Annotated in this window: 23 protein-coding genes; 12 read left to right on the plus strand and 11 right to left on the minus strand. The window is 73.7% G+C overall.

Annotation, left to right across the window (positions count from 1 at the left end; genetic code table 11):
- Positions 1 to 110: 110 nt before the first annotated feature.
- Both ACFWDO_RS12775 and ACFWDO_RS12780 read left to right on the plus strand, forming a co-directional pair.
- Positions 111 to 404, plus strand: coding sequence for a hypothetical protein (locus ACFWDO_RS12775; protein ID WP_380316695.1), 294 nt, complete (start codon positions 111 to 113; stop codon positions 402 to 404).
- A 47-nt stretch (positions 405 to 451) separates the two neighbouring features.
- The gene (locus tag ACFWDO_RS12780) at positions 452 to 871 is read left to right on the plus strand and encodes a hypothetical protein (protein ID WP_380316698.1); all 420 of its coding nucleotides are present in this window, start codon (positions 452 to 454) and stop codon (positions 869 to 871) included.
- On the opposite strand, the gene ACFWDO_RS12785 is transcribed toward ACFWDO_RS12780, so the two are convergent.
- On the minus strand, positions 861 to 1,667 hold the full coding sequence (locus ACFWDO_RS12785) for an inositol monophosphatase family protein (RefSeq protein WP_380316701.1): 807 nt from the start codon (positions 1,665 to 1,667) through the stop codon (positions 861 to 863). The two genes, ACFWDO_RS12780 and ACFWDO_RS12785, sit on opposite strands and share 11 nt — an antisense overlap.
- A gap of 128 nt (positions 1,668 to 1,795) precedes the next feature.
- Here ACFWDO_RS12785 and ACFWDO_RS12790 point away from each other — a divergent pair, with 128 nt between their 5' ends.
- The 6 genes from ACFWDO_RS12790 (at position 1,796) to ACFWDO_RS12815 (ending at position 8,421) form a co-directional block, all read left to right on the plus strand.
- Complete coding sequence (locus ACFWDO_RS12790) at positions 1,796 to 2,362, plus strand: RNA polymerase sigma factor (protein WP_380316704.1); 567 nt, start codon at positions 1,796 to 1,798, stop codon at positions 2,360 to 2,362.
- The gene (locus ACFWDO_RS12795; protein WP_380316707.1) at positions 2,359 to 3,327 is read left to right on the plus strand and encodes a CU044_5270 family protein; all 969 of its coding nucleotides are present in this window, start codon (positions 2,359 to 2,361) and stop codon (positions 3,325 to 3,327) included. The genes ACFWDO_RS12790 and ACFWDO_RS12795 overlap by 4 nt, the downstream gene beginning before the upstream one ends.
- Positions 3,328 to 3,502: 175 nt before the next feature.
- Entirely contained in the window at positions 3,503 to 4,384 is an 882-nt protein-coding gene (locus tag ACFWDO_RS12800) for a hypothetical protein (RefSeq protein ID WP_380316710.1), read from the plus strand.
- Between the two features lie 79 nt (positions 4,385 to 4,463).
- Positions 4,464 to 5,594 (plus strand): FAD-dependent monooxygenase, encoded by a 1,131-nt coding sequence (locus ACFWDO_RS12805; RefSeq protein WP_380316713.1) that lies wholly within the window; start codon positions 4,464 to 4,466, stop codon positions 5,592 to 5,594.
- An 85-nt stretch (positions 5,595 to 5,679) separates the two neighbouring features.
- Positions 5,680 to 6,927 carry an NAD(P)/FAD-dependent oxidoreductase gene (locus ACFWDO_RS12810; protein ID WP_380316716.1) on the plus strand — a complete coding sequence of 416 codons (1,248 nt, stop codon included), beginning with the start codon at positions 5,680 to 5,682 and terminating at the stop codon, positions 6,925 to 6,927.
- Between the two features lie 63 nt (positions 6,928 to 6,990).
- Complete coding sequence (locus ACFWDO_RS12815; RefSeq protein ID WP_380316719.1) at positions 6,991 to 8,421, plus strand: DUF4232 domain-containing protein; 1,431 nt, start codon at positions 6,991 to 6,993, stop codon at positions 8,419 to 8,421.
- A gap of 3 nt (positions 8,422 to 8,424) precedes the next feature.
- Here the strand turns inward: ACFWDO_RS12815 and ACFWDO_RS12820 are convergent, their stop codons facing one another.
- Positions 8,425 to 10,422 carry a LamG-like jellyroll fold domain-containing protein gene (locus tag ACFWDO_RS12820; RefSeq protein WP_380316722.1) on the minus strand — a complete coding sequence of 666 codons (1,998 nt, stop codon included), beginning with the start codon at positions 10,420 to 10,422 and terminating at the stop codon, positions 8,425 to 8,427.
- A gap of 235 nt (positions 10,423 to 10,657) precedes the next feature.
- The gene (locus ACFWDO_RS12825) at positions 10,658 to 11,725 is read right to left on the minus strand and encodes a 3-deoxy-7-phosphoheptulonate synthase (protein ID WP_380316724.1); all 1,068 of its coding nucleotides are present in this window, start codon (positions 11,723 to 11,725) and stop codon (positions 10,658 to 10,660) included.
- A gap of 46 nt (positions 11,726 to 11,771) precedes the next feature.
- Here ACFWDO_RS12825 and ACFWDO_RS12830 point away from each other — a divergent pair, with 46 nt between their 5' ends.
- Both ACFWDO_RS12830 and ACFWDO_RS12835 read left to right on the plus strand, forming a co-directional pair.
- On the plus strand, positions 11,772 to 11,906 hold the full coding sequence (locus tag ACFWDO_RS12830) for a hypothetical protein (protein ID WP_380316727.1): 135 nt from the start codon (positions 11,772 to 11,774) through the stop codon (positions 11,904 to 11,906).
- Between the two features lie 374 nt (positions 11,907 to 12,280).
- The gene (locus ACFWDO_RS12835; protein WP_380316731.1) at positions 12,281 to 14,593 is read left to right on the plus strand and encodes an immune inhibitor A domain-containing protein; all 2,313 of its coding nucleotides are present in this window, start codon (positions 12,281 to 12,283) and stop codon (positions 14,591 to 14,593) included.
- 142 nt (positions 14,594 to 14,735) lie between these two features.
- On the opposite strand, the gene ACFWDO_RS12840 is transcribed toward ACFWDO_RS12835, so the two are convergent.
- The 7 genes from ACFWDO_RS12840 to ACFWDO_RS12870 all read right to left on the minus strand — a co-directional run bounded on the left by ACFWDO_RS12840 (position 14,736) and on the right by ACFWDO_RS12870 (position 20,601).
- Complete coding sequence (locus ACFWDO_RS12840; RefSeq protein ID WP_380316735.1) at positions 14,736 to 15,671, minus strand: bile acid:sodium symporter family protein; 936 nt, start codon at positions 15,669 to 15,671, stop codon at positions 14,736 to 14,738.
- A gap of 147 nt (positions 15,672 to 15,818) precedes the next feature.
- Positions 15,819 to 16,628, minus strand: coding sequence for an ABC transporter permease (locus tag ACFWDO_RS12845; RefSeq protein WP_380316738.1), 810 nt, complete (start codon positions 16,626 to 16,628; stop codon positions 15,819 to 15,821).
- Positions 16,625 to 17,617, minus strand: a complete 993-nt coding sequence (locus ACFWDO_RS12850) for an ABC transporter ATP-binding protein (RefSeq protein ID WP_380316741.1) — start codon at positions 17,615 to 17,617, stop codon at positions 16,625 to 16,627. Before ACFWDO_RS12850 ends, ACFWDO_RS12845 begins: the two co-directional genes overlap by 4 nt.
- 38 nt (positions 17,618 to 17,655) lie before the next feature.
- Positions 17,656 to 18,432: a hypothetical protein gene (locus tag ACFWDO_RS12855; protein WP_380316744.1), complete on the minus strand. Its 777-nt coding sequence runs from the start codon at positions 18,430 to 18,432 to the stop codon at positions 17,656 to 17,658.
- A gap of 5 nt (positions 18,433 to 18,437) precedes the next feature.
- Positions 18,438 to 19,214, minus strand: coding sequence for a hypothetical protein (locus ACFWDO_RS12860; protein ID WP_380316747.1), 777 nt, complete (start codon positions 19,212 to 19,214; stop codon positions 18,438 to 18,440).
- Positions 19,211 to 20,215 carry an ATP-binding cassette domain-containing protein gene (locus ACFWDO_RS12865; RefSeq protein WP_380316750.1) on the minus strand — a complete coding sequence of 335 codons (1,005 nt, stop codon included), beginning with the start codon at positions 20,213 to 20,215 and terminating at the stop codon, positions 19,211 to 19,213. The genes ACFWDO_RS12860 and ACFWDO_RS12865 overlap by 4 nt, the downstream gene beginning before the upstream one ends.
- On the minus strand, positions 20,212 to 20,601 hold the full coding sequence (locus tag ACFWDO_RS12870; RefSeq protein ID WP_380316753.1) for a GntR family transcriptional regulator: 390 nt from the start codon (positions 20,599 to 20,601) through the stop codon (positions 20,212 to 20,214). The genes ACFWDO_RS12865 and ACFWDO_RS12870 overlap by 4 nt, the downstream gene beginning before the upstream one ends.
- A 233-nt stretch (positions 20,602 to 20,834) precedes the next feature.
- Here ACFWDO_RS12870 and ACFWDO_RS12875 point away from each other — a divergent pair, with 233 nt between their 5' ends.
- Positions 20,835 to 21,437 (plus strand): DUF6318 family protein, encoded by a 603-nt coding sequence (locus ACFWDO_RS12875; RefSeq protein WP_380316756.1) that lies wholly within the window; start codon positions 20,835 to 20,837, stop codon positions 21,435 to 21,437.
- Between the two features lie 104 nt (positions 21,438 to 21,541).
- Complete coding sequence (locus ACFWDO_RS12880) at positions 21,542 to 22,450, plus strand: hypothetical protein (protein WP_380346973.1); 909 nt, start codon at positions 21,542 to 21,544, stop codon at positions 22,448 to 22,450.
- 78 nt (positions 22,451 to 22,528) lie between these two features.
- On the opposite strand, the gene ACFWDO_RS12885 is transcribed toward ACFWDO_RS12880, so the two are convergent.
- Positions 22,529 to 22,927, minus strand: coding sequence for a hypothetical protein (locus tag ACFWDO_RS12885; protein WP_380346975.1), 399 nt, complete (start codon positions 22,925 to 22,927; stop codon positions 22,529 to 22,531).
- Positions 22,928 to 23,037 lie beyond the last annotated feature (110 nt).

The raw sequence follows: 23,037 nt of genomic DNA on the forward strand, positions 1-23,037 counted from the left end.
TAGCGCCTGCACCACCACGAAGAGTGCATCGCGCGGGATGGGTCCGCGACTCCGCGCTGCCTAGCGTCGTCCTCGACGGCGCACCGTGCGACCGTCCCGAGGAGGTCACGATGCACGAAGGCGTCGACCGCGGGCACGACAACCCGCAGACAGGACTACGGCTCGCCGCGTGGACGGCGCTGGTCGTCGGGGTGCTGATCAACCTCACGATCGCGTTCCTCCGGGTGGTGCCGCAGGTGATCGCCGAGGTGCCCCGGCTCCAGGAGCTGACCGCCTGGTGGCCGGACCTGCCCACCGTGCCGGGACCGCCGCTGCTGCTGCAGCTCGCGTCGGGCATCCCGGCGGTGCTCGCGGCCGGTTACCTCGTCTGGGACCGAGCAAGACGCCGCAGCGCGCGGCGGTGAGGTCGTGCCGGTGCGGTCGTGTCGGTGCCCGCCACCAGGATCGGGGCATGACGATCACCGTTGACGAGCTTCGCGAGCTCTTCCTCGCGGCCTGGGGGCCGGACACCTGCTACCCGCACATGAAGGACGAGTGGGACCCGGCCACGCCCTCCCGCGACCAGTGCGGGATGACGGCGCTGGTCGTGCAGGACATCCTCGGAGGCGACCTCGTCCTCGCCGAGGTGCACGTGGACGGCGCGCAGATCGGGCACCACTACTGGAACAGGCTGCCGGACGGCTCGGACGTGGACCTGACCGGGGACCAGTTCCGCCCGGAGGAGACGGTGGTCGGCGGGCAGGTCGTCGTCCGTCCGCCCGACGCCCCCCGGTACCACCGGGAGCAGTACGAGCTCCTGCGCCGGCGCGTCCTCGACTCCCTGCCCCCGGACGCCGTGCCCGGGCCGGAACCCGCTGACGTCACCCCGTGACGACGGCGGCGCGGGCGGCCGAGGCGGTGGCGTCGTCGCAGGCGAACACGCCGGTGCCGGTGACCGGGTGCCGCTGTCCCCGGTCGCCGGTGAACTCGCCGCCCGCCTCCGTGACGATCAGCGACAGCGGCGCGTAGTCCCACACCTTGCCGCCCACCTGGACCGCGAGGTCGAGCTCGCCGGCCGCGACGAGCAGCGCGCCGTGCGCCCGCCACCCCGACGGGTCGACGGACGGCTCGACGGCGGGCACCAGCCGGTCGACGTCGGCCCGGTACGGAGCCGGCACCATCGCGACCGGCGGCAGCACCGCGGTGCGCGCCTCCCCGAGGGACCGCGGCGGCTCGGCGACGCGGAGGCGCCGTTCCCGGACCACGGTCCCGCCGGCGACGTCCGCGACGAAGGCCCCCCGACCTCGTGCCGCGTACCAGACCTGGTGCTGCGCGGGCACGATCGCGACGCCGACGGTCACCTCGCCGTCCTCCTCGAGCGCGACCAGCGTCTGCCACCGGTCGTCGCCCTCGACGAAGACGAGCGTCCCGTCGATACCGTCGAGGATCCACCGGCGCCGGCCGGACCCCAGCTCGCCCGTCTCCTCGCCGAGGAACGCGTCGTCGGGCCGCTCGGCGAGGAGCACGCGACGCACCTCCTCCTCGACCTCGAGGTCGGCCCGGGTCACCACCGACCGGTCGAGCTTGTGCTCGACCGCGAGGTCCTGCACGTGCGCGAAGAACTCCAGGCCGAGCGCGGCGCCGGAGAGCGCCGCCCGCAGCGCCAGGTCGAGGTCGTCGGATCGCATGGCCGCATGATCCTCCGCGCCCGCGTGCGACGCCGGTGGGCTACACCACGTGAGACGCCGCGCAGGAAACCTGTGTTGCACCTGAGCGCCTCCGGACCATGCAGGGGTATGACGAAGAAGATGAGCCCGTGACGCCGGGCCCCGAGGACGTGTTCAGCGAGGTGTTCCGCAGCACGTATCCCGACGTGCTCGGCTACCTCCGACGCCGCGTCGAGCACCAGGTCGCCGAGGACCTCGCCGCCGAGGTGTTCACCATCGCGTGGGACCGGTGGGACAGCGTGCCGCGCGAGGTGCGCCCGTGGCTGTTCGGTGTGGCGCGCAACCTGCTCGCGGACGACCGCCGGCGACAGGGCCGCCGTCGCCGCCTCGAGCTGCGCGCCGCCGCCGAGCACCCGCTGCCCGAGGACGACGTCGCGTCCGCCGCCGCGTCCATGGACCTGCGGCTCGCCTGGGGGCGGCTGGGCGACGCCGACCGCGAGGTCCTCGCCCTCGTCACCTGGGACGGGCTCACCGGGCGGGAGGCGGCGCAGGTGCTCGGCTGCACGCGCGCCGCGTTCTCCGTCCGTCTCACCCGCGCCCGACGCCGCCTCCGCGGCTTCGTCGGCGACGTCGACGCCGGCCCCGCCGCGTCCGTGCCGCACCCGTCCCCCGCACCACGCCCCGCGCACGCCGTCGCCCCCGGAGGCAAGCCGTGAACACCCAGCTGACGTCCGACCCCGTCCTCCGCATGCTCGCCGAGGCCGACCCCGTGCCCGGCACGCCCACCCTCACCGACGCCGAGGCGATCCGGGCCGAGGCCCTCCTCCAGCGCATCACGGCCGCCCCGCCACGGACCGGCGGGGTGCCCACGGTCCGCCGCGGCACGACGTCCCGGCGGCGTCTCGGCGTCCGGCTCGCCGCCGCCGCGGCCGCCGTGGCGGCCGTCGTCACGGCGGGGGTGCTCACCACCACGCCCGCGTCGTCGGCCGAGGCGGTGCTCCTGGAGACCGCGGCCGCCGCGGCGCAGCAGCCGGCGGTCGGCCCCGGCCAGTACTGGTACTCGCGCCAGGAGACGGCGGACGAGCGCGGCGTCTTCACGAGGGAGATCTGGCTGTCCCCCGACGGCGGCGTCATGCGCGACGGGTCGTCCACCGACGAGGACGGCACCGTGCTCGTCGAGGACCTGGTTTCGGGCGGCGCCCCGATGTACGGCGACGGGGTGTCCCTGACCTGGGACGAGCTCCAGAACCTGCCGACCGACGCCACGGAGCTGCGGCACGACCTCCTCGACCGCATCCCCCCGTCCGGCTACGGCAGCGAGCACGACCTGTGGGTGCAGGCCATCAGCCTGCTGGGCAGCAGCCCCACGCCGCCCGCCGTGCGCCGCGCCCTGTGGGAGGTCGCGGCGACGATCCCGGACGTCGAGCTGGTCGGGCGGGCCACCACCGCCTCCGGCCGGCGCGGCACCGCCATCGAGCGCGACGCGTCCGACGAGGGGATGGGACACGAGGTGATCGTCCTGGACCCGGCGGACGGCAGCATGCTCGAGCACCGCTGGCTCGACGGCGACGGCGACCAGCTCATGCGCGACACCCTGCTGGAGCAGGGCGTCCGGGACTCCGCACCCGCGGCCGACCCGCCGCTGTGCGGGCCGGGATCCGTGCCCGAGAGGAGCTGCTGAGCCCGGCTCCGACCGCGACGGTGCGGCGCCGCCCAGCGGCACCGCACCGTCGCCGCAGTGTCCGTGCGCGGGTCGGGGGTGACGTGTCGGGAGAAGCCTGGGCCGCGCGGGTCGGGGCGCAGCCGCACCTGGGCGGGGGCTGGCGCTCCGGGCACCGGTCCGCCAGGATCGTCGCGTGATCGACGCCGAGGGCACACGTCGCAGGGCCGGCCTCGTCGCGAAGATGCTGGGCCTCATCGCGCTCTTGGCGGTCGTGGCCGCTGTCGCGACCGTCATCATCGTGGACAGAGCGGTGAACGGCCCCCTGCGCGTCGCGGCCGGCGCCTTCGTCGCGGACGACGGCGACGCTCTGGCCGCGGAGCTCGGGGAGCGGATCGCGATCGGGATCGCCGACGACATCGAGCCGTCCTACGACGAACCCGCGGACGCCGCCACGATCGTCCAGCGGCGTGCCGTGGTGTCGCCCCGGCTGCCGGAGGACGAGGTCGGTGTGACCTTCTCGGTCGTCCCCCTGGCGTGGGAAGGGGCCTCTGGCGACCGTGACGGAGCGCTGATCGACGTCGCCGTCTCGGTGGAGGTGGCGCAGATCGACAGCGTCATGGGCGACGCGGGTCGCGACTCGGGCAGCTCGACGTCGTGCTGGCGGTTCGCCGTCCGGGCCCCCGACCCGGACGACGTCGCCGACTACGACGAGGTCGAGTGCCCGACCGACCTGTCGCCTGCTCAACCCTTGCCGACGACGCCACCGTCCCTCGACGTCAGAGCGAGCGACGAGGCACGGCGCGTGCTGGACGAGCTCCCCGACGGCGCGAGCCCAGAAGACGCGGAGGCGGCTCTCCGAGCGGTCTTCCCCGGAGTCGACGTCATCCGGGCGGATCGTGCGAAGGACGAGCTCGTCGCAGCCGTGGGCGTCACGGAGGCGCGCGACTGCATCGTGGCGGTGCGGCCGGACGGCGGACCTACGTGGCGGTTCACCGACTTCGACCGGATCCTCCTGGAGCCCGGAGAGCTGGGCTGCACACCGGGCCTCTACACGGCTCCCGTCACCACCCACTAGCCACCCGTCCGACCGTTCTGTCCTCTATCCTCTGTTTGACCGGTTCGGTCGCCCATCCGCTCGAGTCAGGGGATCCCGCATGCGCCAGCCATCCACCGTCCTGGTCGTCGGGGGCGGGATCGCCGGGAGCGCCACCGCCGTGCTGCTGCGGCGCGCGGGGATCGACGTCGAGCTGGTCGAGGCGCGACGCGCGACCGCCGCCGGTTCCGGCATCACGCTGCAGGGCAACGCGCTGCGGGCGCTGCGCGAGGTCGGCGTCTGGGACGACGTCCTGGCGTCGGGGTGCGGCTTCGACACCACCGGGATCACCACCCCGGACGGCACGGTGCTGTTCGAGGAGCAGAGCGTGCGGGCCGGCGGCGACGACCTGCCCGCGACGTTCGGCACCGAGCGCCCGCGCCTGCAGCGGGTCCTCGCGGACGCGGTGCGGTCCGGCGGGGCACGGGTGCGCGAGGGCGTGCGCGCGCACGTGCTCGACCAGGACGCCGACGGGGTCCTCGTGCGGCTCGACGGCGACGACGGGACCACCGAGGAGCGCCGGTTCGCCCTCGTCGTCGCGGCCGACGGCGTGGGCTCGCGCACCCGGGCGGCGGTCGGCATCCCCGACGTCCCCGAGCCGACGGGCATGGCGGTGTGGCGCGCCGTCGCCCCGCGCCCGGACGGGCTGGACCGCACGGACCTTGCCTACGGCGGGCCCGCCTACATCGCGGGCTACTGCCCCACCGGGCCCTCGTCGATCTACGCGTACCTGGTGACGGACCCGGGCGCCCTGCCCGCTCCCGAGGAGGCGCTCGCGCACGTGCGCGGCCTCGCCGGCGCGTACGGCGGCCACTGGCCGGCGATCACCGCCACCCTCACCGACCCGGCAGCCGTGAACTACAGCGAGTTCTCGCGCCTCGTCGTGGACGGCGCCTGGCACCGCGGGCGGGTGGTCCTCGTGGGCGACGCGGCGCACTGCTGCCCGCCCACCCTCGCCCAGGGTGCGGCGCTGGGCCTGGAGGACGCCACGGTGCTCGCGGAGCTCCTCGCCGGCTCCGACACCTGGGACGACGCGCTCCTCGACGCCTACGCCGCGCGCCGCGCCCCCCGCGTGCGGGCGGTGGTCGACGCCTCCGTCCAGCTCGGGCAGTGGCTGCTGGACGGGGTCCGCGACGCGGACGTCCCGGGGCTCATGGCGCGCACGATGGCGACGGTCCGCGAGCTGCCCTGACCTCGCCCGGGCGGACGGTCGCCAGCATCCCCGAACTGTGGAAATGTCGGGGTCGAGCCCTCGTCACCGCCGGTCAGGAGTCACCATGCCCGAGTCGTCCACCGCACCCCTGCTCGTCGTCGGAGGGGGCCTGGCCGCCGCCCGGGCCGTCGAGGCCGTGCGCGAGCAGGACGGCGACGTCGACCTCGTCGTCGTCACCTCGGAGGGGCACCGCCCGTACGAGCGCCCGCCGCTGTCGAAGGACTACCTGCGGGGGCAGGCCGAGGCCGACGTCATCTACCCCCTGAAGGCGGGGTGGTGGGACGACCACGCGATCGACCTGCGCACGCTCACCACCGTCGTCGACCTCTCCCCCGCCGACCACGAGGTGACGTTCGCCGACGGCTCGACGCTCGGCTACTCCCGCCTCCTGCTCGCGACCGGCTCCACGCCCCGCGCGCTGCAGGTGCCGGGGCGCAGCCTCATCGGCGTGCACACGCTGCGGACGGTGGACGACGCCGACCTGCTCGCCGGGATCCTCCTGCCGGCGTCGCTCGAGGGCGAGGGCAAGGTCGTCGTGGTCGGCGACGGCTGGATCGGCACCGAGGTCGCCGCCTCCGCCCGGATGCTGGGGCTGGACGTGTGCCTCGTCGGCCAGCTGGAGCACCCCCTGCAGGCGCCGCTCGGCGCGGAGCTCGGGTCCCTGTACGGGCGCCTGCACGAGGAGCGCGGGGTGCTGCGGCACCGCGGCGACGTGGTCGCCTTCACCGGCGAGTCCGGCCGGGTGAACGGCGTCGAGCTGGCGGACGGCACGCACCTCGAGGCCGACCTCGTGGTGATGGGCGTCGGGGTCACGCCGAACGTCGGCATCGCGTCGGCCGCCGGCCTGGAGCTCCGGAGCCGCGAGCTCGGCGGCGGCATCGTCGTCGACGGCTCCCTGCGGACGTCGGCGCCCGACGTCTTCGCCGCGGGCGACATCGCGTCCGTGCCGTCGCCGCACTACGGCCGCCCGCTGCGCGTGGAGCACTGGGCCGTGGCGCAGGACACCGGCGCGCACGCCGGCCGCGCCATGCTCGGCGACGACGCCGCCTACGACGTCCTGCCGTACTTCTTCAGCGACCAGTACGACGTGGGCATGGAGTACAAGGGGTTCGTCGACCCGCGCGCCGACGACACCGAGGTGGTGCTCAGCGGTTCGGCCGAGAACCGTGAGCTCGTCGCGTTCTGGCTGCGCGACGGCGAGGTGCAGGCCGGCATGGCCGTCAACGTGTGGGACCGCATGGACGACGTCGAGGAGCTCATCCGGTCGCGGCGGAAGGTGCCGCGCGCCGAGCTGGAGGCGTTCGCGGGCTGACCCTCCCGCGCATCTGCACAGGCTGCGCCCAGGTCCGCCCGGCTGCTCTGGCAGGCTCCCGTCGTGACCCGACGACGCACGTCCGCCCTGGTGGCGGCGGCCCTCCTGCTGACCGGCCTCGCGACGCTGCTCGCCGTCTGGCGGCCCTGGGACCCGGTGCCCGACGAGCTGCGCGCCGCCGAGCGGCAGATCGAGCGCGTGCCGGGCGTCGTCGACGCGACAGCGGACTACGCGGTCGCCGGGTCGGCCCACCTGGGGGTCGTCGTGGCCCGCTCCACGATGACGGTGCGGCTCGACGACGCGCTCGACGCCGACGAGGCCGGACGCGCCGCCGGCAAGGCCGCCGGCGTCGTCGAGGACGTCGCCGTCCCCGGCACGGAGCTGGCGACGTCGCTCGAGGTCGAGGTCGGGAAGCCCCGGTCCTTCGGCGGCCTCCCGGTCCCGCCCGTGTCGGTGTCGGTGCCCGTCCGGGACGAGATCCAGGGCGGCACCGCCGCGAGCCTGTCCGAGGACGCGGCCCCCGGGGCGGCCCGTCGGGCCACGGACGCCGTCGCCTCCGCCGTGACCCTGCGGGACGGGGGCGCGGTGCGGGTCGGCACGGCGACCGCCGACGCGGCCGACGCCGACGGCCTGCCCGGCCTGGCCAGCCTCGCGGCGCGCGAGTCCCTCCCGGTGTCGCTGGGGACGGCCGACGGGACGGTGACGTACGACTCCTACGGCGCGGTGCCCGACGTCGCCGCGGTCGGGCTCGCCGCGCGCACCTCGGGCCGCGGCGGCGTCGCGCACACCGCCTTCGCCGCGTCGACGGCGCCCCGGCTGACCGTGGCCCTCGCCGTGCCCACGTCGTCACCCGAGGCCCGGGAGCTCGTGCGCTGGCTGGAGGACCCGGCCCGCGCGTCCGGGCTGGCCGGTCCCGTGGCCTACTCGCTGGCCGAGCCGGGGTACGCGACCATGCTCGACGGCTGGGTGGGGGACGCCGCACCGCCGAAGCCCGCGGAGCACGCCACGCCCGTGCCCGGCGACGTCGTCCCGTGGCCGGCGGACGACCGCGCCCCGGGCTGCACGGCGGACGACCTGCGCCTCACGCTCGGCCCGCCGGACGCCGCCGCCGGCAGCCGGTACCTTGCCGTGCACGCCGAGAACGTGTCCGGCCGGCCGTGCGCGCTCGACGGCGTCCCCGACCTGGTGTTCCGCGACGCCGACGGCGCGCCTCAGGAGGTGACGGTCGAGCCGTCGGACCCCGGCGTCGTCCCCGCCCGCGTCGTCGTGCCCCCGGGCGAGCGGGCGCTGGCCACGGTGCAGTGGCGCGCGATGTCGACCGCGAACGACCCGGACGTGACGACCGCTGTCGACGTCGTCCCCGTCCCCGACGCCCACCCCGCCCGGCTCACGTCCCGGGACCCCGACGGCGGCGGCCCCGCCGAGCTGGACGTGCTCGACGGGGCCACCGTGCGCGTCAGCCCGTGGGTGCAGGGGGCCGAGGGCTGGTCCTGAGCGTCAGCGCGCCCCGGAGCACCAGCGCCGCAGCTTCGAGACGTCCTGGACCGAGTCGAGCACGCGCAGCCCGTCGATGCTCCCCCGCCAGGCGCCGCCCCCGACCGTGAGGGGCCCCTCGGCGCCACCGCTGAGCGACGCGGCCGCGGCCTGGCCGGTCCGCGTGACGTCGCCGAACCCGGAGAGCGGGCACGTCCAGATCTCCACGGTGCCGGTCGTCGCGTTGCGCATCCCGACCACGAACGTCCATGCCTCCGGCTCGGGGGCGACGGTCGACACCGCCGTGGCGGACGTCGACCCGTCGCCGGTGGCCACCGAGAACGCCCAGCACGTGCCGGTGGGCGAGGTGCAGGACCCGTCGGCGACCGTGCCGAGGGCGAAGCCGGTGCGGGCAGGGCTGCCCTGCGCGACGACGGGGGCCACGCCCCCGTCCGACGCAGGACGGACGAACGCCGCCACCGTGACGTTGCCCGCCGGGTCGACGACGGCGTCGTCGGTGGTCGCGACGTCGGTGCCGGCGTCGAAGGTCAGCGCACCATCGTCCGGCGTCCCGAGCACGCCCGGCGACCACAGGTCCGCCCCGGAGAGCGCGAGCGGGTGGTCGGCGGGGAGCGAGCTGGCCGCCGTCGTACCCGCCAGCTCGTCGAACCACCACGTGCCGCCCTGCGCGACCGGGGAGGCGACGACGAACCGGTACGCGCCTCGCGGGCCGACGTTCCCGGCCTCGTCGACGGCCTGGGTGTACAGGACGACCGAGCCGGCGGCGCCCGGCGTGAACTCGACGACCTCTCCGGGTGCCGCGCGGTCCAGCATCGCGTCACCGTGGAACGAGTAGCGGACGTACGCCACGCCCTCGGACCCAGGGACGTCGAACCGGAAGCCGCCGGTCTGGAAGAGCCCGCCCGCGGTCTGGTCCTCGAGATAGAGGGCGGGGTACCCCTCGACCGGTGTCACCACCGTCTCCCCCGGGCCCTGCACGTCGACCCGGAGCTCGCAGACCTCCTCCCCGGAGAGCGCGCCGCTCGGAAGCACCGCCTGCGCGGACCACGCGTACGTGCCGCCGGGCTGGAGCGCGCCGGCGGGCACGCGCACGGTGTGCACCGAGCCCGAGGCCTGCGGTGTCGTGGGGTCGCTGCGCCACAGCTCGTCGCCGGACGCCAGGTCGCGCAGCGAGAACACCGCGCTCATCGCGGTCGCGAACGGCTCCCGGTCGTTGGAGAGCTCGGCGGCCAGCAGGGGCGTCGTGCTCCGCACGGCCGGCCGGTCGTCGCCGACCACGCACGGCGTCTCCGGGTCGCGGGTCCCGAGCGCGACGACGGTGTCGCTCGGGCGCAGCTCGACGGCGAGCGTCGCCCCGGGGCCGAAGGACGCCCGGCCGCACCCGCGGCAGTCCTCGTCGCCCGCGAGGCCGAACGCCAGGGGCCGGCCGGCCCGCGCGGCCTGCCGCGCGGCGGCGGTCACGTCGACCTCGACGACGCGGTCGCCTCCGCACCCGGCCGCCGACAGGTCCGTGCCGGTCGCGCGCCAGCTCGCCGCCGTGCCGGCCCAGGTCGTCTCCGGCGTGACCGCCGGGACGACGTCGACCCGGACCCCGGGCACGCCGCACCCCTGGTCCTGACCGACAGGCAGCGACAGCGTGGCGGCGACCACGGAGCCGTCGGTGAGCGCCGCCGGGTCGCCCAGGTCGCCGAAGTCGTAGGCCACGCGCTGCACGCCCGACGCCGCACACCCCGGACCGCCTTCCCCGACGCACTGCCCGACGAACCGCTCCCCGTCGAACCCGAACCCGCTCGCGCTCGCCGGCAGGCCGTTGCGCAGCGCGGTCCACGCGCGGGGCATGCCGTCGAGGGTCACCGGGGCGGCGTCATGCGCCGCGACCGTCGTCGACCCACTCGGTGTCGCGGAGGCGGCGGCGACGGTCGCGCCCGCCGACGTGACCCCTCCCGTCACGAGAAGGCCCGCGAGCGCGAGCGTGGCCAGGGCCTGACGTCGTCGAAACACCGTTGTCCACCGTTCGTCGCGGCACGCGGCGGCCGTCGTGCGGCCGCCCGGGCCGCCCCTCCCGGACAGGCCCGTCCGGAACCTATCGATACGGCACATTTCCGCGGAACCCCGGCATCGTTTTTCACCCGCTCGAGGGATCGACAACGGCCGCGGTCGTCAACTCGCGCATCGACGTAGCACCTGGTGACGCTTCCGTGCCGGGAACCGTCACCAGGTGCTACGTCGACCGGCCTCAGCCCTCCCGGCGCGCGCGGACGGCGGCGGCGAGGGTGGCGAGCAGGTCGGCGGTGGTGTCCCAGTCGAGGCACGAGTCCGTCACGGACTGGCCGTAGACGAGTCCGTCGAGCGGGCCGGGCTTCTGCGCGCCGGCCACCAGGAAGCTCTCCATCATCAGGCCCGTGATGTCGCGGTCCCCCTCGGCGAGGCGCGCGGCGATCTCGCGCACGACCTCCGCCTGCCGCACGTGGTCCTTGCCGGAGTTGCCGTGCGACGCGTCCACCACGACACCCGCCTCCACGGCCCCGCCGAGGCCGGACGTGCGCGCCACCGCCAGGGCGTCGGCCACGTCCTTCGCGCCGTAGTTCGGGCCCCCGCGCCCGCCGCGCAGGATGACGTGGCAGTCCGGGTTGCCGGTGGTCTCGACGGCCGCCGCGCGCCCCTGCGCGTCCGCCCCGAAGAAGGTGTGCTCGCTCGCCGCCGTGATGCAGCCGTCGACGGCGATCTGCACGTCGCCGTCCGTCGCGTTCTTGAACCCCACGGGCATCGACAGCCCCGACGCCAGCTGCCGGTGCACCTGCGACTCCGCGTTGCGCGCGCCGATCGCGCCCCAGGTCACGGCGTCGGCGATGTACTGCGGGCTGGTCGGCTCGAGGAACTCGCACGCGGCGGGCACGCCCGCGTCGAGCACACCCAGCAGCACCTCGCGCGCCAGGCGAAGGCCGTGGTGCACGTCGTGGGAGCTGTCCAGGTGCGGGTCGTTGATGAGGCCCTTCCAGCCCACCGTGGTGCGCGGCTTCTCGAAGTACACGCGCATCACGACCACCAGGTCGTCCGACAGCTCGCGGGCCACCGGCGCCAGCCGGCGGGCGTAGTCGAGCGCGGCCGCCGGGTCGTGCACGGAGCAGGGGCCGACGATGACGAGCAGGCGGTCGTCCTCGCCGCGCAGCACGTCGCGCACCTCGCGGCGGGACGTGGTGACGAGGTCGCTGCGGGGGGTGCCCAGCGACAGCTCGCGGCGCATCTCGCCGGGCGCGGGCAGGGGGTCGAGCGCGCGGACCCGCAGGTCGGAGGTCTCTGCCATCAGGTCAGTATGCGGCCGGCCGGTATCGGACGGCGCGGTGCGGTCGGTGGTGCTCGGGGTGGCGGGGGTGGCGGTGCTCATCGCGGGGCTCCTGGAGGGTGTCGGCGGCGGGGCGGTCGGGATGGGGCTCGGCGTCGTCGACGAACCGTGGGTCCATGCCCGACCGGAGCGGCCCGTCTGACGACGAAGGGCCCGGACGCGCGATGCGTCCCAGGCCCTGTGCTGGCTCCGGAGGAAGGGTGTCGGTCAGGCGTTCGCCCGCCGCACCGTGCACTTCGCACACGGAGCCGGCGTAAAGCGCCAATACCAACGGGGGTTCACGGCGACGACGGTACGTCGCCCCCGCCCCTCTCGTCCACCGCGTCCACGATCCGGTCGGTGCGGCCCGGCACGGTCGCCCGGGAGACGTGTCGCCCGACACACCTGGACGAGTCGAGCGGTTGAAACGTGAATCTGGTTACCTGTGCACGCCACAGTTCGCCCGGGCACGTCTCGGGCCACTCGGTGCTCGGCCACGGCGGCCGGGCCTCTCCGACACCCCTGGAGGAAATAGCTGTGAGAGCACGTATCACCAGCGCGTTCGGCGCGGCGGGAGCGCTGCTGACCGCCGCCGTCCTCGTGCCTGGCATCGCCGCCGCGGCACCGGCGGCCGACGCCCCGCCGTCCGACCCCGCGGCGCACGTCAAGGACGACGACCGCCCGGACCCGCTCGCGGCGAAGCGGCAGGACCTCAAGCAGGACGCCGTCGACCGGGTCGCGACCGGCGAGGCCACCGTCCAGACGCGCGGCAAGGGCGCCAACGCGTCGAAGGCGGTCAAGGTCCCGGGCGGCCAGTGGGTCGAGTACGGCACCCAGGAGACGGCGCAGCTGCTGACCTTCCTCGTCGACTTCGGCGACAAGGCGGACGACCGCTTCCCCGACGCCCCGGCCTCCGGCCCCGTGCACAACCAGATCGCGGAGCCGGACGCGGACGACAACTCCACCTACTGGGAGTCGGACTTCTCCCAGGAGCACTACAAGGAGATGTTCTTCACCGGGCTGAAGGACCAGGGCGGTGAGTCGTTCGCCGACGTCTACGACGAGATGTCCTCGGGCCGGTTCGACCTGCAGGGCGACGTGTCCGACTGGGTCACGGTCCCCTACAGCTCGGCCTCCTACGGGCAGACCGAGTCCCAGGAGGACATGACCCGCTTCATCCAGGACACGGCGGACGCCTGGTACGCCGACCAGATCGCCCAGGGCAAGACCAAGGACGAGATCGACGCCTACCTGCAGTCGTTCGACGTCTGGGACCGCTACGACCTGGACGGCGACGGCATCACCAACGAGCCCGACGGCTACATCGACCACTTCCAGGCGATCCACGCCGGAGAGGGCGAGGAGGCCGGCGCGCCGGAGTCCGCCATCTGGTCGCACCGCTGGGCGGTGAACCAGGCCGGCCTCGGCAAGGTCGGGCCCGCGGACTTCCCGAAGGTCGGCGGCATCAAGATCGGCGACTCCGACGTCTGGATCCGTGACTACACGACCGAGCCGGAGAACGGCGGCCTCGGCGTCTTCGCGCACGAGTTCGGCCACGACCTCGGGCTGCCGGACTACTACGACACCGCCGGCGGCGACAACGGCACCGCGTTCTGGAACCTCATGAGCTCCGGCTCCTGGCTGGGCCACGGCGACGGGACGATCGGCACCACGCCCAACCACATGGGCGCCACGGAGAAGATGTTCCTCGGCTGGCTGGACTACACCACGGTGCAGCCCGGGCAGAAGGCTGACGTCGACCTCGGGCCGTCCTACCACGCCACGAAGAAGAACCAGGCCGTGGTCGTGAACCTGCCCGACGGCGTCCGGGACGTCGACCTCGGCGTCGAGCCGATCGACGGCAAGTTCGCGTTCTCCGGCTCCGCGAGCGACCTCAACAACACCCTCGCCTCGCCGGCGTTCACCGTGCCCTCGGGCGGCGCCCTGGCCGCGAAGGTGCAGTACTCCATCGAGGAGGACTACGACTACGCCTACGTCGAGGTCTCGACCGACGGCGGGTCGACGTGGGCGACCGTGCCCACCAACCTCTCGGCCGCGGACGCCGACAACGGCATCACCGGCTCGTCGGAGAAGGCGTGGGTGGACCTGTCCGCCGACCTGTCGCAGTACGCCGGCCAGTCCGTGCAGGTGCGGTTCCGCTACACCAGCGACCCGGGCACGAACGAGCTCGGCTTCCTGGTCGACGACGTCACCGTGGGCGACGCGCTCAGCGAGGACTTCGCGGACGACGCGGCGGGCTGGACCAACGACGGCTTCACGATCGTCGGCGAGGACGGCACCTACGAGGCGCAGTTCTCGCACTACTACGTCGCGGAGAACCGGCAGTACGCCGGCTACGACACGACGCTGAAGGAGGGTCCGTACAACTTCGGCTGGACCCTCACGAAGCCGAACACGGTGGAGCAGTTCCCCTACCAGGACGGCCTGCTCGTCTGGTACAAGAACAGCTTCTTCGCCGACAACAACACGTCGAAGCACCCGGGCGGCGGCCAGGCCCTGCCGGTCGACGCGAACTCCGCGGCGCTCACGTGGTCGGACGGCACGCTGGCCCGGAGCCGCATCCAGTCGTTCGACGCGACCTTCGGCCTCGGCACGATGGACAAGATCAGCCTGCACCGGGAGACCGAGAACGGCATGACGACGCTGCAGGCGGGCGGCACGAAGGCGAAGAGCACCTTCGACGACACCGACCCGAACGCCTACTACGACCCCGCCAACCCGGGCGGCTCGGTGATCGTGGGCGGCACCGGCACGAAGATCACGGTGAACTCCGTGAACAAGAACAACGGCGTGATGTCGGTGTCCGTCACCGGCCCCGCCGCGAAGTGAGACCTGTCGGGGCGGGCGCGGTGACCCCGCGCTCGCCCTGACGGCTCACCCGGCATCTCACGGAATCGCACGGCTCAGGCCCTGTGCGCGGCGACGCGCACAGAGCCTGAGCCGTTCATGTGCTCGCTCCCGCCCGGCCGGGTCAGCGGGTGGTGGTGGCGGTGGGGCGGCGCGCCCAGAACGACGCGAGCGCGGACCCGGACACGTTGTGCCACACGGAGAACAGTGCTGCGGGCAGCGCCGCCGCGGGCGTGAAGTACGTGGTGGCGAGGCTGGCAGCGAGGCCGGAGTTCTGCATCCCGACCTCGACGCTGACGGCCCGCCGCGACGCCTCGTCGAGGCGGACGAGGCTGGCGGCGCCGTACCCGAGCAGCAGGCCGAGGCCGTTGTGCACGACGACGGCGAGCGCCACCGCGATCCCGGTGCCCAGCACCGCGTCGGCGTTGGCGGCGACGATGCCGGCCACCACGACGACGATCCCCCCGACGGACACGAGCGGCAGGTACGGCAGCAGGTACCGCTCGACGAGCCCGCCGGCGAAGGTCCGCACCAGCAGCCCGGCGAGCACGGGGAAGAGCACGATCTGCACGATGGACGTGACGAGCGAGCCGTAGCTGACGTCGAGCGCGGACCCCGCGAGCCACAGCACGAGCGCCGGCGTGAGCAACGGCGCGAGCAGCGTGGACACGGACGTCAGCGCGACGGACAGGGCGGTGTCGCCCTTCGCCAGGTAGACGATGACGTTGGACGCCGTCCCGCCGGGCGCGGCGCCCACGAGGATCATGCCGATCATCGCGTCGCCCTCGAGCCCGAACAGGTGCCCGATCGCCCACGCCAGCGTCGGCATGATCGTGAACTGCGCGACCACGCCGAGCAGCACCGCCCACGGCCGGCGGGCGACCAGCCCGAAGTCGGAGCCCCGCAGCGTGAGCCCCATCCCGAACATGATGATCCCGAGGAACAGCGGCGTCTGCGCCGCGATGGGCGCGAGCGCCGTGGGGGCCAGGAGCCCCGCCACCCCGCCCAGCACCACCAGGACCGCGAACCACGTGCCGGCCAGCTCTGCCACTCTGCGCATCCGCCGCACGTTACCGGCAAGTCTCGCGTCGCGAGGCTGGCCGGGCCTGGCGGGAGGTCGCGAGGAACGAGCGACCGGACGGACGCCTCGCGACACGGACTTCCCTCCCGCCCGACCCCAGCCAAGAGCCGCGGACCCGGCAACGAGCTACGTCCAGCGGAACACCCGCACGGCGACGGGCAGCAGCACCGCCGTCCACACCACCATGACGATGCACTGCAGCAGCGGGAACCCGGACTCGAACCACCCGGTGGTCATGGCCTGCGCGGCGGCGCCGAGCGGCGTGAACTGGCCGATCTGGCGCAGCACCTCGGGCATGATCGGCCCGGGGGTCCAGAGCCCGGCGAGCAGCAGCATCGGGAAGTAGAGCGACATGGCGACGGCGTTCGCGGCGGACGCACGGGGCGCGAGGGCGGCGACGAGCATGCCGAGCGAGAACATGGCGCACAGCCCGAGGACGAACGCGAGGAGCACGACGCCGAGGTGCTGCGGGACGGCGATGCCGAACGCGAGCTGGGCGACGACGAGCGCGAGGGCGACGCCCACGACGGTGGTGCCGACGTTGATGAGCAGGTGGCTGAGGACGATGCCCTGCGGCCGCATCGGCGTCGTGGAGAGCCGGCGCAGCACGCCCTTCTCGCGGTAGGTCGCGATGGTCACCGGCATGACGGTGAGGGACGCGGTGCCGACGGCCATGGCGACGACGGTGGGCAGGTAGGTGGCGATGGGGGTGAGCCCGTACCAGACGGAGCTCGGCGGGGCGTCGGTGATGGGGTCCCGCATACCGGGGATCGCGAAGCCGACGCCGACGAGGATGACGGTCGGGAAGAGGATCCCGAAGAACGGGGCGGCGAAGTCGCGGAGCCACACCCGCGCCTCGGTGGTGAGCAGGCGGCCGAAGCCGCGCCAGGCGCGGCCGGCGGGCCGGGCGGGTGCGGCGGGGACGGCGGTGGTCATGACGGGGCTCCTTCGGTGGCGAGGGCGGGCGCGGCCTCGGGGTCGTAGGTGCGTCCGGTGACGGCGAGGAAGACGTCCTCGAGCGAGCGCGTGACGGTGCGGACGTCGTCGGGGACGAGGTCGGCGGCGGCGAGGGCGGGGACGAGGGAGAACAGCACGCGGCGGCTGCCGGTGACGGCGACCTCCGCGGAGGCGCCGCCTGTGCCCTCGACGACCTCGACGCGGTGCACGTCGGGGTCGCGCTCGGCGAGGGAGTCGAGCGCGGCGCGGCCGCGGTCGACGTCGGCGGCGGCGAAGCGCACGACGACGGTGCGGCCGCCCTCGAGCCCGTCGATGAGCTCGGCAGGGGTGCCCTCGGCGACGACGCGGCCGGCGTCGATGACGACGAGGCGGTCGCAGAGCCGCTCGGCCTCCTCCATGAAGTGCGTGACGAGGAGGATGGTGACGCCGGTGGCGCGCACACGCTCCACGAGGTCCCAGGTGGCGCGCCGGGCCTGCGGGTCGAGGCCGGTGGTGAGCTCGTCGAGGATCGCGATGCGCGGGTTGCCCACGAGGGCGAGCGCGATCGACAGCCGCTGCTTCTGCCCGCCGGAGAGCCGCGCGAACTGCTTGCCGGCGTGCTCGGTGAGGTCCAGCAGGCGCAGGAGCTCGGCGGGGTCGGCAGGGTCGGCGTAGAAGGAGGCGAACAGGTCGAGCGCCTCGCCGACGGTGATCTTGTCGTGCAGGGCGGCCTCCTGGAGCTGGACGCCCAGGATGTCCCGCACGGCGGCGGGGTCGCGCTGCGTGTCGATGCCGTGCACGCGCACGGTGCCGCCGTCGGCGTCGCGCAGGCCGGCGAGCGTCTCGACGGTGGTGGTCTTCCCGGCCCCGTTGGGGCCGAGGATCCCGAAGATCTCGCCTTCCGCGACGCTGAACGACACGTCGTCGACGGCGACCTTCGGTCCGTACGTCTTGCGGAGGTGCTGCACCTCCACCACGGGGTCGGCCATGTCGGGCCTCCTTCGTTGTGATCGAGCAGGTGGGCTGGTCAGGGGCGGAGCGGGACGGCGCGGAGCATCCGCGCCGCGACGACGGCGGCGAGGGCCGCGGCGACGACGGTGCCGACGACGGTGGCGACCGCGCCGACGGCGACGGAGTCGTACCCGCCGCGCAGCGGGAGGCCGAACAGGCCGGTGCGGGTGGCGAGGTCGGCCAGGGCCGCCGGGACGAGGAGCGGGAGGACGAGCAGGGCGCCGCGCCACATCCCCGCACGCCGGAACCCGGCGATGACGGCCGTGCCCACGAGGAGGTAGGTGACGACGACGAGCGACTCTCCCACCACCTGGACGACGACGCCGGTGACGGTGTCCACGCCCAGCGGCGCGGAGGGGCCCTGCCAGTACCGGCCGAGGTCGGCGTAGACCGACTTCTCGGCGAGGGTGAGCGCCACGGCGAGGACGCCGAACACGGGCCCGGCGACGACGGCGGCCCGCAGCCCGCCCTCGAGGACGGACCGGCGGGTGCCGCCCGCCGCGACGTGCACGGTGAGCGTGCTCGCGGTCGTGAGGACGCCGACGGCGAAGGCCACCCACCGCACGGGGCCGCCGGCGGCGTCGTAGGTGAGGCCGTCCGCGACGCCGCCCCAGCGGTCGACGATCACGGGCAGGCCGATCACCAGGGCGGCCCAGCCGGCCCAGAACCAGCCGCCGGCGAAGGCGAGCATCCGCAGGTACCGGCGTCGGGTCGCGCGCACCGCATGGCGGTGCAGGGCGCGGGCGGGCGCCTCGATGGCGGGGGCCGCGCTCGTGGTGGTGGCTGCGGTCATCGCGCTCACCCCGCCGGCCGCAGGCGGACGTCGCGCAGCTGCCACCAGAGCCACCCTGCGGCGAGAGCCAGCACGACGAGCGCCTGCGCGAGGCCGAGGGCGGCGGGCGCGTGGTCGCCGCCGAGGCCGAGAGTGCCGAAGGCGTCGGAGAAGGTCCCCAGGCGCGTGGCGTGGTCGACCAGGACGACGAGGACGAAGCCGGGCACGAGGAGCGCGGTGCCGGCCCAGACGCCGTGCGTGCGGTAGGAGGCCTGGGCCGCCATCCCGACGAGCATGTACACGACGACGCCGATCGCCTCCGCCGCGCCGCTCACGACCACCCACGCGCCGCCGGCGTCCAGCCCGCTGCCAACCCGGTCCCAGGTCCAGCCGAGACCGTCGAAGAGTGCTCGCTCCACCAGGAGCAGCACCGCGTAGGCGACGCCGTACGCGACGCCCGCGACCAGGGACGCTGACAGCGCGCCGCTGAACATCGACCGGCGGGTGCCGCCGGCGGCGAGGTGCGGGACGGTGAGCCCCGCGACGGTGATCATGCCCAGGGAGAGGGCGAACCACGACGCCGCGTACTCCGCGCCCGTCATCGCTCCCCCGCCCATGACGCCGCCGGCCTGCCGGACCACCAGGGGCACGGCCACAGTGGCGACGAGGAAGAGCCCCCAGAACCCGGAGCCGATCAGGAGAGTCGCCGAGCCGACGGACCGTGCGACGCGGCGCGCGGCGCGGGAGCGTGCCCGGGCCGCGAAGGCGTCGTGCTCGGCAGGGGTGACGGTGGCGGCGGTCATCGGGTCTCCTCCGTCCGGTCCTGGGTGCGCCGGGTCGCGGCGGCGGGCGCGACCTGGCCGTCGCCGTCCCGCGGCTGGGTGAGGCGCACGAACAGGTCCTGCAGCGGCAGCGAGCCGATCTCGACGCCCGCGGCGCGCGCCGCGGCGGCGGCGCCGGCGTCGGGCGCGCCCTCGATCGTCACCTGCACGGTGGCGCCGAGGCGCTGGCGGTGCAGCTCGCGGCGTCCGGCGGCGAGCTCCTCGACCGCGGCGACCGGGCCGGTGAGGCTGAAGCCGCGCGCCTGCATGTCCTCCGCCGGCTCGGCGAGGAGCACGCGGCCGCGGTGCAGCACGACGACGTCCTCGAAGAGCCGCTCGACCTCCTCGACCAGGTGGCTCGACAGCAGGATGGTGCGGGGGTGCTCGGCGTAGTCGGCGAGGATCTCGTCGTAGAACGCGTACCGCGTGGGGGCGTCCATGCCGAGGTACACCTCGTCGAGCACGGTCAGCGGTGCGCGGGCCGCGAGGCCGATCGTGGCGCCGACGGCGGACCGCTTGCCGCGCGAGAGGGCGGACGGCTTCTTGCGCGGGTCCACCTCGAACAGGTCGAGCAGGCGGCCGGCGAGGTCGGCGTCCCAGTAGGGCCGCAGGTCGGCGTAGTACTTCAGCGACGTCGCGACGCGCTCCTCGTCCATCAGGTCGCCGCTCTCGCGCACCAGCTGGACGTTGGCGGTGGCCCACGGGTTCTCCCACGGGTCCTCCATGAGCTCGCCGGGGCCCACGCGGACCGTGCCCGCGGTGGGCCGGTTGAACGCCGCGAGCAGCGACAGCAGCGTGGACTTGCCGGCGCCGTTGCGGCCGAGGATCCCGGTGATGACGCCGGGCCGCAGGTCGAGGGTGACGCCGTCCAGCGCGGTGCCTGCGTCGTTCTTGACGGTCGTGCCCTCCGCGGTCATGCGGCGCTGGGCTCCGAACCGGACGACGACGTCGTCGAGACGGGCGCCGAAGGGTGCGGGGGTCATGACTCCTCCGTGGTGGTCGTGGGCTTGCGGTGGCCGTTCGTGCCGAGCACGTAGGCGACGAGCTCGTCGGTCGAGATGCCGAGGATGTCGGCCTGCGCGAGCGCGGGGGCGAGCACCTCGTCGAAGTAGGCGGTGCGGTGGCGCTCCAGCAGCCGCTCGCGCGCCCCGGGGGCGACGAACATGCCCAGGCCGCGGCGCTTGTACAGGACGCCCTCGTCGACCAGGCCGGCGAAGGCCTTGGCGGCGGTGGCGGGGTTGATGCGGAACGTCGTGGCGAACTGTGTGGTCGACATGACCTGCTCTTCCTCCGCGAGCTCACCGGCGAGCACCTGCGCGCGGATCATCTGGGCGATCTGCACGTAGATGGGTTCGGGTCCGTCGAACACGCGGACCTCCTCACACAGGTTCAGTGGTTCAGGGGTTCATTACTCGACTAATGAACCACAGGTCCTCGGAGACGCGCAACCCCTCCTGCTGAACTGGTGCCGGCTCCTGGCCCGAAGGCGACGAGCGACCGGGGGCCCACCTGCGCAGACACGGTTGTCCACAGACACCCGGGCAACCATCTGACCCTTTGGCCTACAGTGACGCCCGACGTCACCGCCGACAGGGAGCTCCCATGACCCGCAACCGGGCCATCCTCGCCGCCACCTCCATCGCCGCGGCCGCCGCGCTCCTCGTCGCCGGCTGCGACTCGGACCAGCCCGCCGACCCGTCGCCTGAGCCCACGCAGACGAGCGCCAGCCCGACGGCGTCCGCATCCCCCACGCCCAGCCCGACGCCGACCGTCAAGGCCCCCGAACGCCCCAAGGCGATGGACGACGACGGCCCCGCCGGCGCCGAAGCTGCGGCGGTGTACTTCCTCGAACTCGACCCGTACATCATGAAGACGGGAGACACCACCGAGTACGAGTCGATGTCGCTCAAAGGCTGCAAATTCTGCGCCAACCGGGTCGACCAGGCTCGAGAGATCACCGCCAACGATCTCGTCTGGCATGGCGGCGAAATGGCGGCCCGGGTCACGCACACGTACGAACAAGATGCGACCACGGGAATCTGGCCCATCGACATCGATGCCACAATCGCTGCCGTTTCGGTCACCGATCCATCCGGGGCTGATGTCTTCTCCGATCCGCGCACAAGCACGAAGTACCGCGTGGAGATCGCTCGAGCGGACAAACAATGGCGCATTGTTGGCATCGCTGACCAGCCGAAGTCATGACGATTGCTCGTGTCGGCGCCGTGATCGCGCTAGGGGTCATCCTGGCGCTCGCTGGCTCTGTGATCACAGAGACGCCCGAACCCTCGCCCAGCACCAAGGCTCCAGTGACGATCGCAGGTGCAGCCGATGACGACCGTGACAACGTCAACGTCAGCGCTGACGGCAACGCTTGGAAGCAGGGCACTGAGGGCCGCGAGCCCGTCAAGGACGAACTTCAGGACCGTTACACCCGCACCAACTCGGTGACCTGCGGGACATTGGGCGAGGAATTGGACTCGCTCAAGGACGTCTTCAAGGCTCCAGGTGCTTGCCCGGAAGGCTCCGACATCGCCGAGATCACGACGCCGTGCAAGGAGGGCGAGTATGCCCTCGACGCGTTATGGGTTCAGCGCGTGCGGGAGGACGGCACCTACGACAAGCCCGAGCAGCTCACGGACGACCAGTGCGTCACCCCCGCCGACATCGCCGCCGCCGCCCGCCGCGAGTTCCGCACCATGAAGATCCCCACCCCGAAAGCCACGCTCCAGGGCAACCCACCCATGGTCGTCAACGTGCACTACCCCGCCTACACCAGCGCGGCGCCGCAGGAACGCCAGGTCGAGCTGCTCACCGTCCCCGTGATCATCCGGGCCGAGCCAACGGAATTCACCTGGGACTTCGACGACCCCTACTCCGCCGGCGGCACCACCCTGGTCACCACCGACCCCGGACACCCCTGGCACACCGGCGACCCGCTCCCCGATGCCACCTGGGTCGGACACACCTACACCCGCCTCGGCACTCCCGGCACCGACCCCGGCACCCACGAGGACGAACACGGCAACGCCTACCGCACCGACGTCACCGTCACCCTCACCACCACCTGGCAAGGCCGCTTCCGCGTCCAAGGCTCCAGCACCTGGACCGACATCCCCGGCACCCTCACCACCACCAGCACCACCACCCCCACCACCGTCACCGAAGCCCGCACCCGCCTCGTGTGCGACGACCTCGACGGCCACAGCACCTGCTGAGAACGACGTAGCGCCTGGTGACGGTCCCCACGAAGGAACCGTCACCAGGCGCTACGTCACCTGATCGGGTCGCTGAGGTCAGAGCGCAGCGCGGATCTGCTCGATCAGCTTCTGCGCGACCTTCTTGTTCTTCTTGCCGTCGAGCAGCGCCGTCGGCCGGCCGGGCATGTTCGCGAGGAAGATGTCCACGTGCGAGCCCTGCGTGGACGGCGTGATGTCGATGCCGGTGGCGAGCTCCCAGCTCAGCCACGTCTTCTTGGTGATCAGGGCGATCGCGCGCTTGTCTTCGCTCTCCCCTGCGAGCTGGTGCCCGTTCGCGGCGATGACGGCGTGCACGGCCGCGTTCACCTGCTCCGGGGTCGCGGCGAGCTCACCCTCCGCCGACGCGGAGGAGTTCACGAAGCCGAACGACGGCGCGAGGTCGGCGCCGTACTGGTCCACGAACTTGGACTCGAGGATCTTGTCGAAGATGGCCATGCGCGGAGAGTACTGGCCCGTGCACCTCGCCCCCAGCGGGCATCCAGGATCCGGCTGCTTCCGCCGAACAGGCGGTTGCGCACGTTCTGAGCCTCCAGAACGTGCGCAAC

Origin of the sequence: Isoptericola sp. NPDC060185, from assembly GCF_042728595.1 — a bacterium.
Taxonomy (GTDB): Bacteria; Actinomycetota; Actinomycetes; order Actinomycetales; family Cellulomonadaceae; genus Isoptericola.

Excerpts from the sequence above, each read along its gene's own strand:
- ACFWDO_RS12855 (WP_380316744.1), bottom strand. The coding sequence starts at position 18,432 with ATGACCGCAGCCACCACCACGAGCGCGGCCCCCGCCATCGAGGCGCCC.
- ACFWDO_RS12865 (WP_380316750.1), bottom strand. The coding sequence starts at position 20,215 with ATGACCCCCGCACCCTTCGGCGCCCGTCTCGACGACGTCGTCGTCCGG.
- ACFWDO_RS12805 (WP_380316713.1), top strand. The coding sequence starts at position 4,464 with ATGCGCCAGCCATCCACCGTCCTGGTCGTCGGGGGCGGGATCGCCGGG.
- ACFWDO_RS12785 (WP_380316701.1), bottom strand. The coding sequence starts at position 1,667 with ATGCGATCCGACGACCTCGACCTGGCGCTGCGGGCGGCGCTCTCCGGC.
- ACFWDO_RS12825 (WP_380316724.1), bottom strand. The coding sequence starts at position 11,725 with ATGGCAGAGACCTCCGACCTGCGGGTCCGCGCGCTCGACCCCCTGCCC.
- ACFWDO_RS12845 (WP_380316738.1), bottom strand. The coding sequence starts at position 16,628 with ATGACCACCGCCGTCCCCGCCGCACCCGCCCGGCCCGCCGGCCGCGCC.
- ACFWDO_RS12780 (WP_380316698.1), top strand. The coding sequence starts at position 452 with ATGACGATCACCGTTGACGAGCTTCGCGAGCTCTTCCTCGCGGCCTGG.
- ACFWDO_RS12840 (WP_380316735.1), bottom strand. The coding sequence starts at position 15,671 with ATGCGCAGAGTGGCAGAGCTGGCCGGCACGTGGTTCGCGGTCCTGGTG.
- ACFWDO_RS12850 (WP_380316741.1), bottom strand. The coding sequence starts at position 17,617 with ATGGCCGACCCCGTGGTGGAGGTGCAGCACCTCCGCAAGACGTACGGA.
- ACFWDO_RS12875 (WP_380316756.1), top strand. The coding sequence starts at position 20,835 with ATGACCCGCAACCGGGCCATCCTCGCCGCCACCTCCATCGCCGCGGCC.
- ACFWDO_RS12775 (WP_380316695.1), top strand. The coding sequence starts at position 111 with ATGCACGAAGGCGTCGACCGCGGGCACGACAACCCGCAGACAGGACTA.
- ACFWDO_RS12860 (WP_380316747.1), bottom strand. The coding sequence starts at position 19,214 with ATGACCGCCGCCACCGTCACCCCTGCCGAGCACGACGCCTTCGCGGCC.
- ACFWDO_RS12810 (WP_380316716.1), top strand. The coding sequence starts at position 5,680 with ATGCCCGAGTCGTCCACCGCACCCCTGCTCGTCGTCGGAGGGGGCCTG.
- ACFWDO_RS12885 (WP_380346975.1), bottom strand. The coding sequence starts at position 22,927 with ATGGCCATCTTCGACAAGATCCTCGAGTCCAAGTTCGTGGACCAGTAC.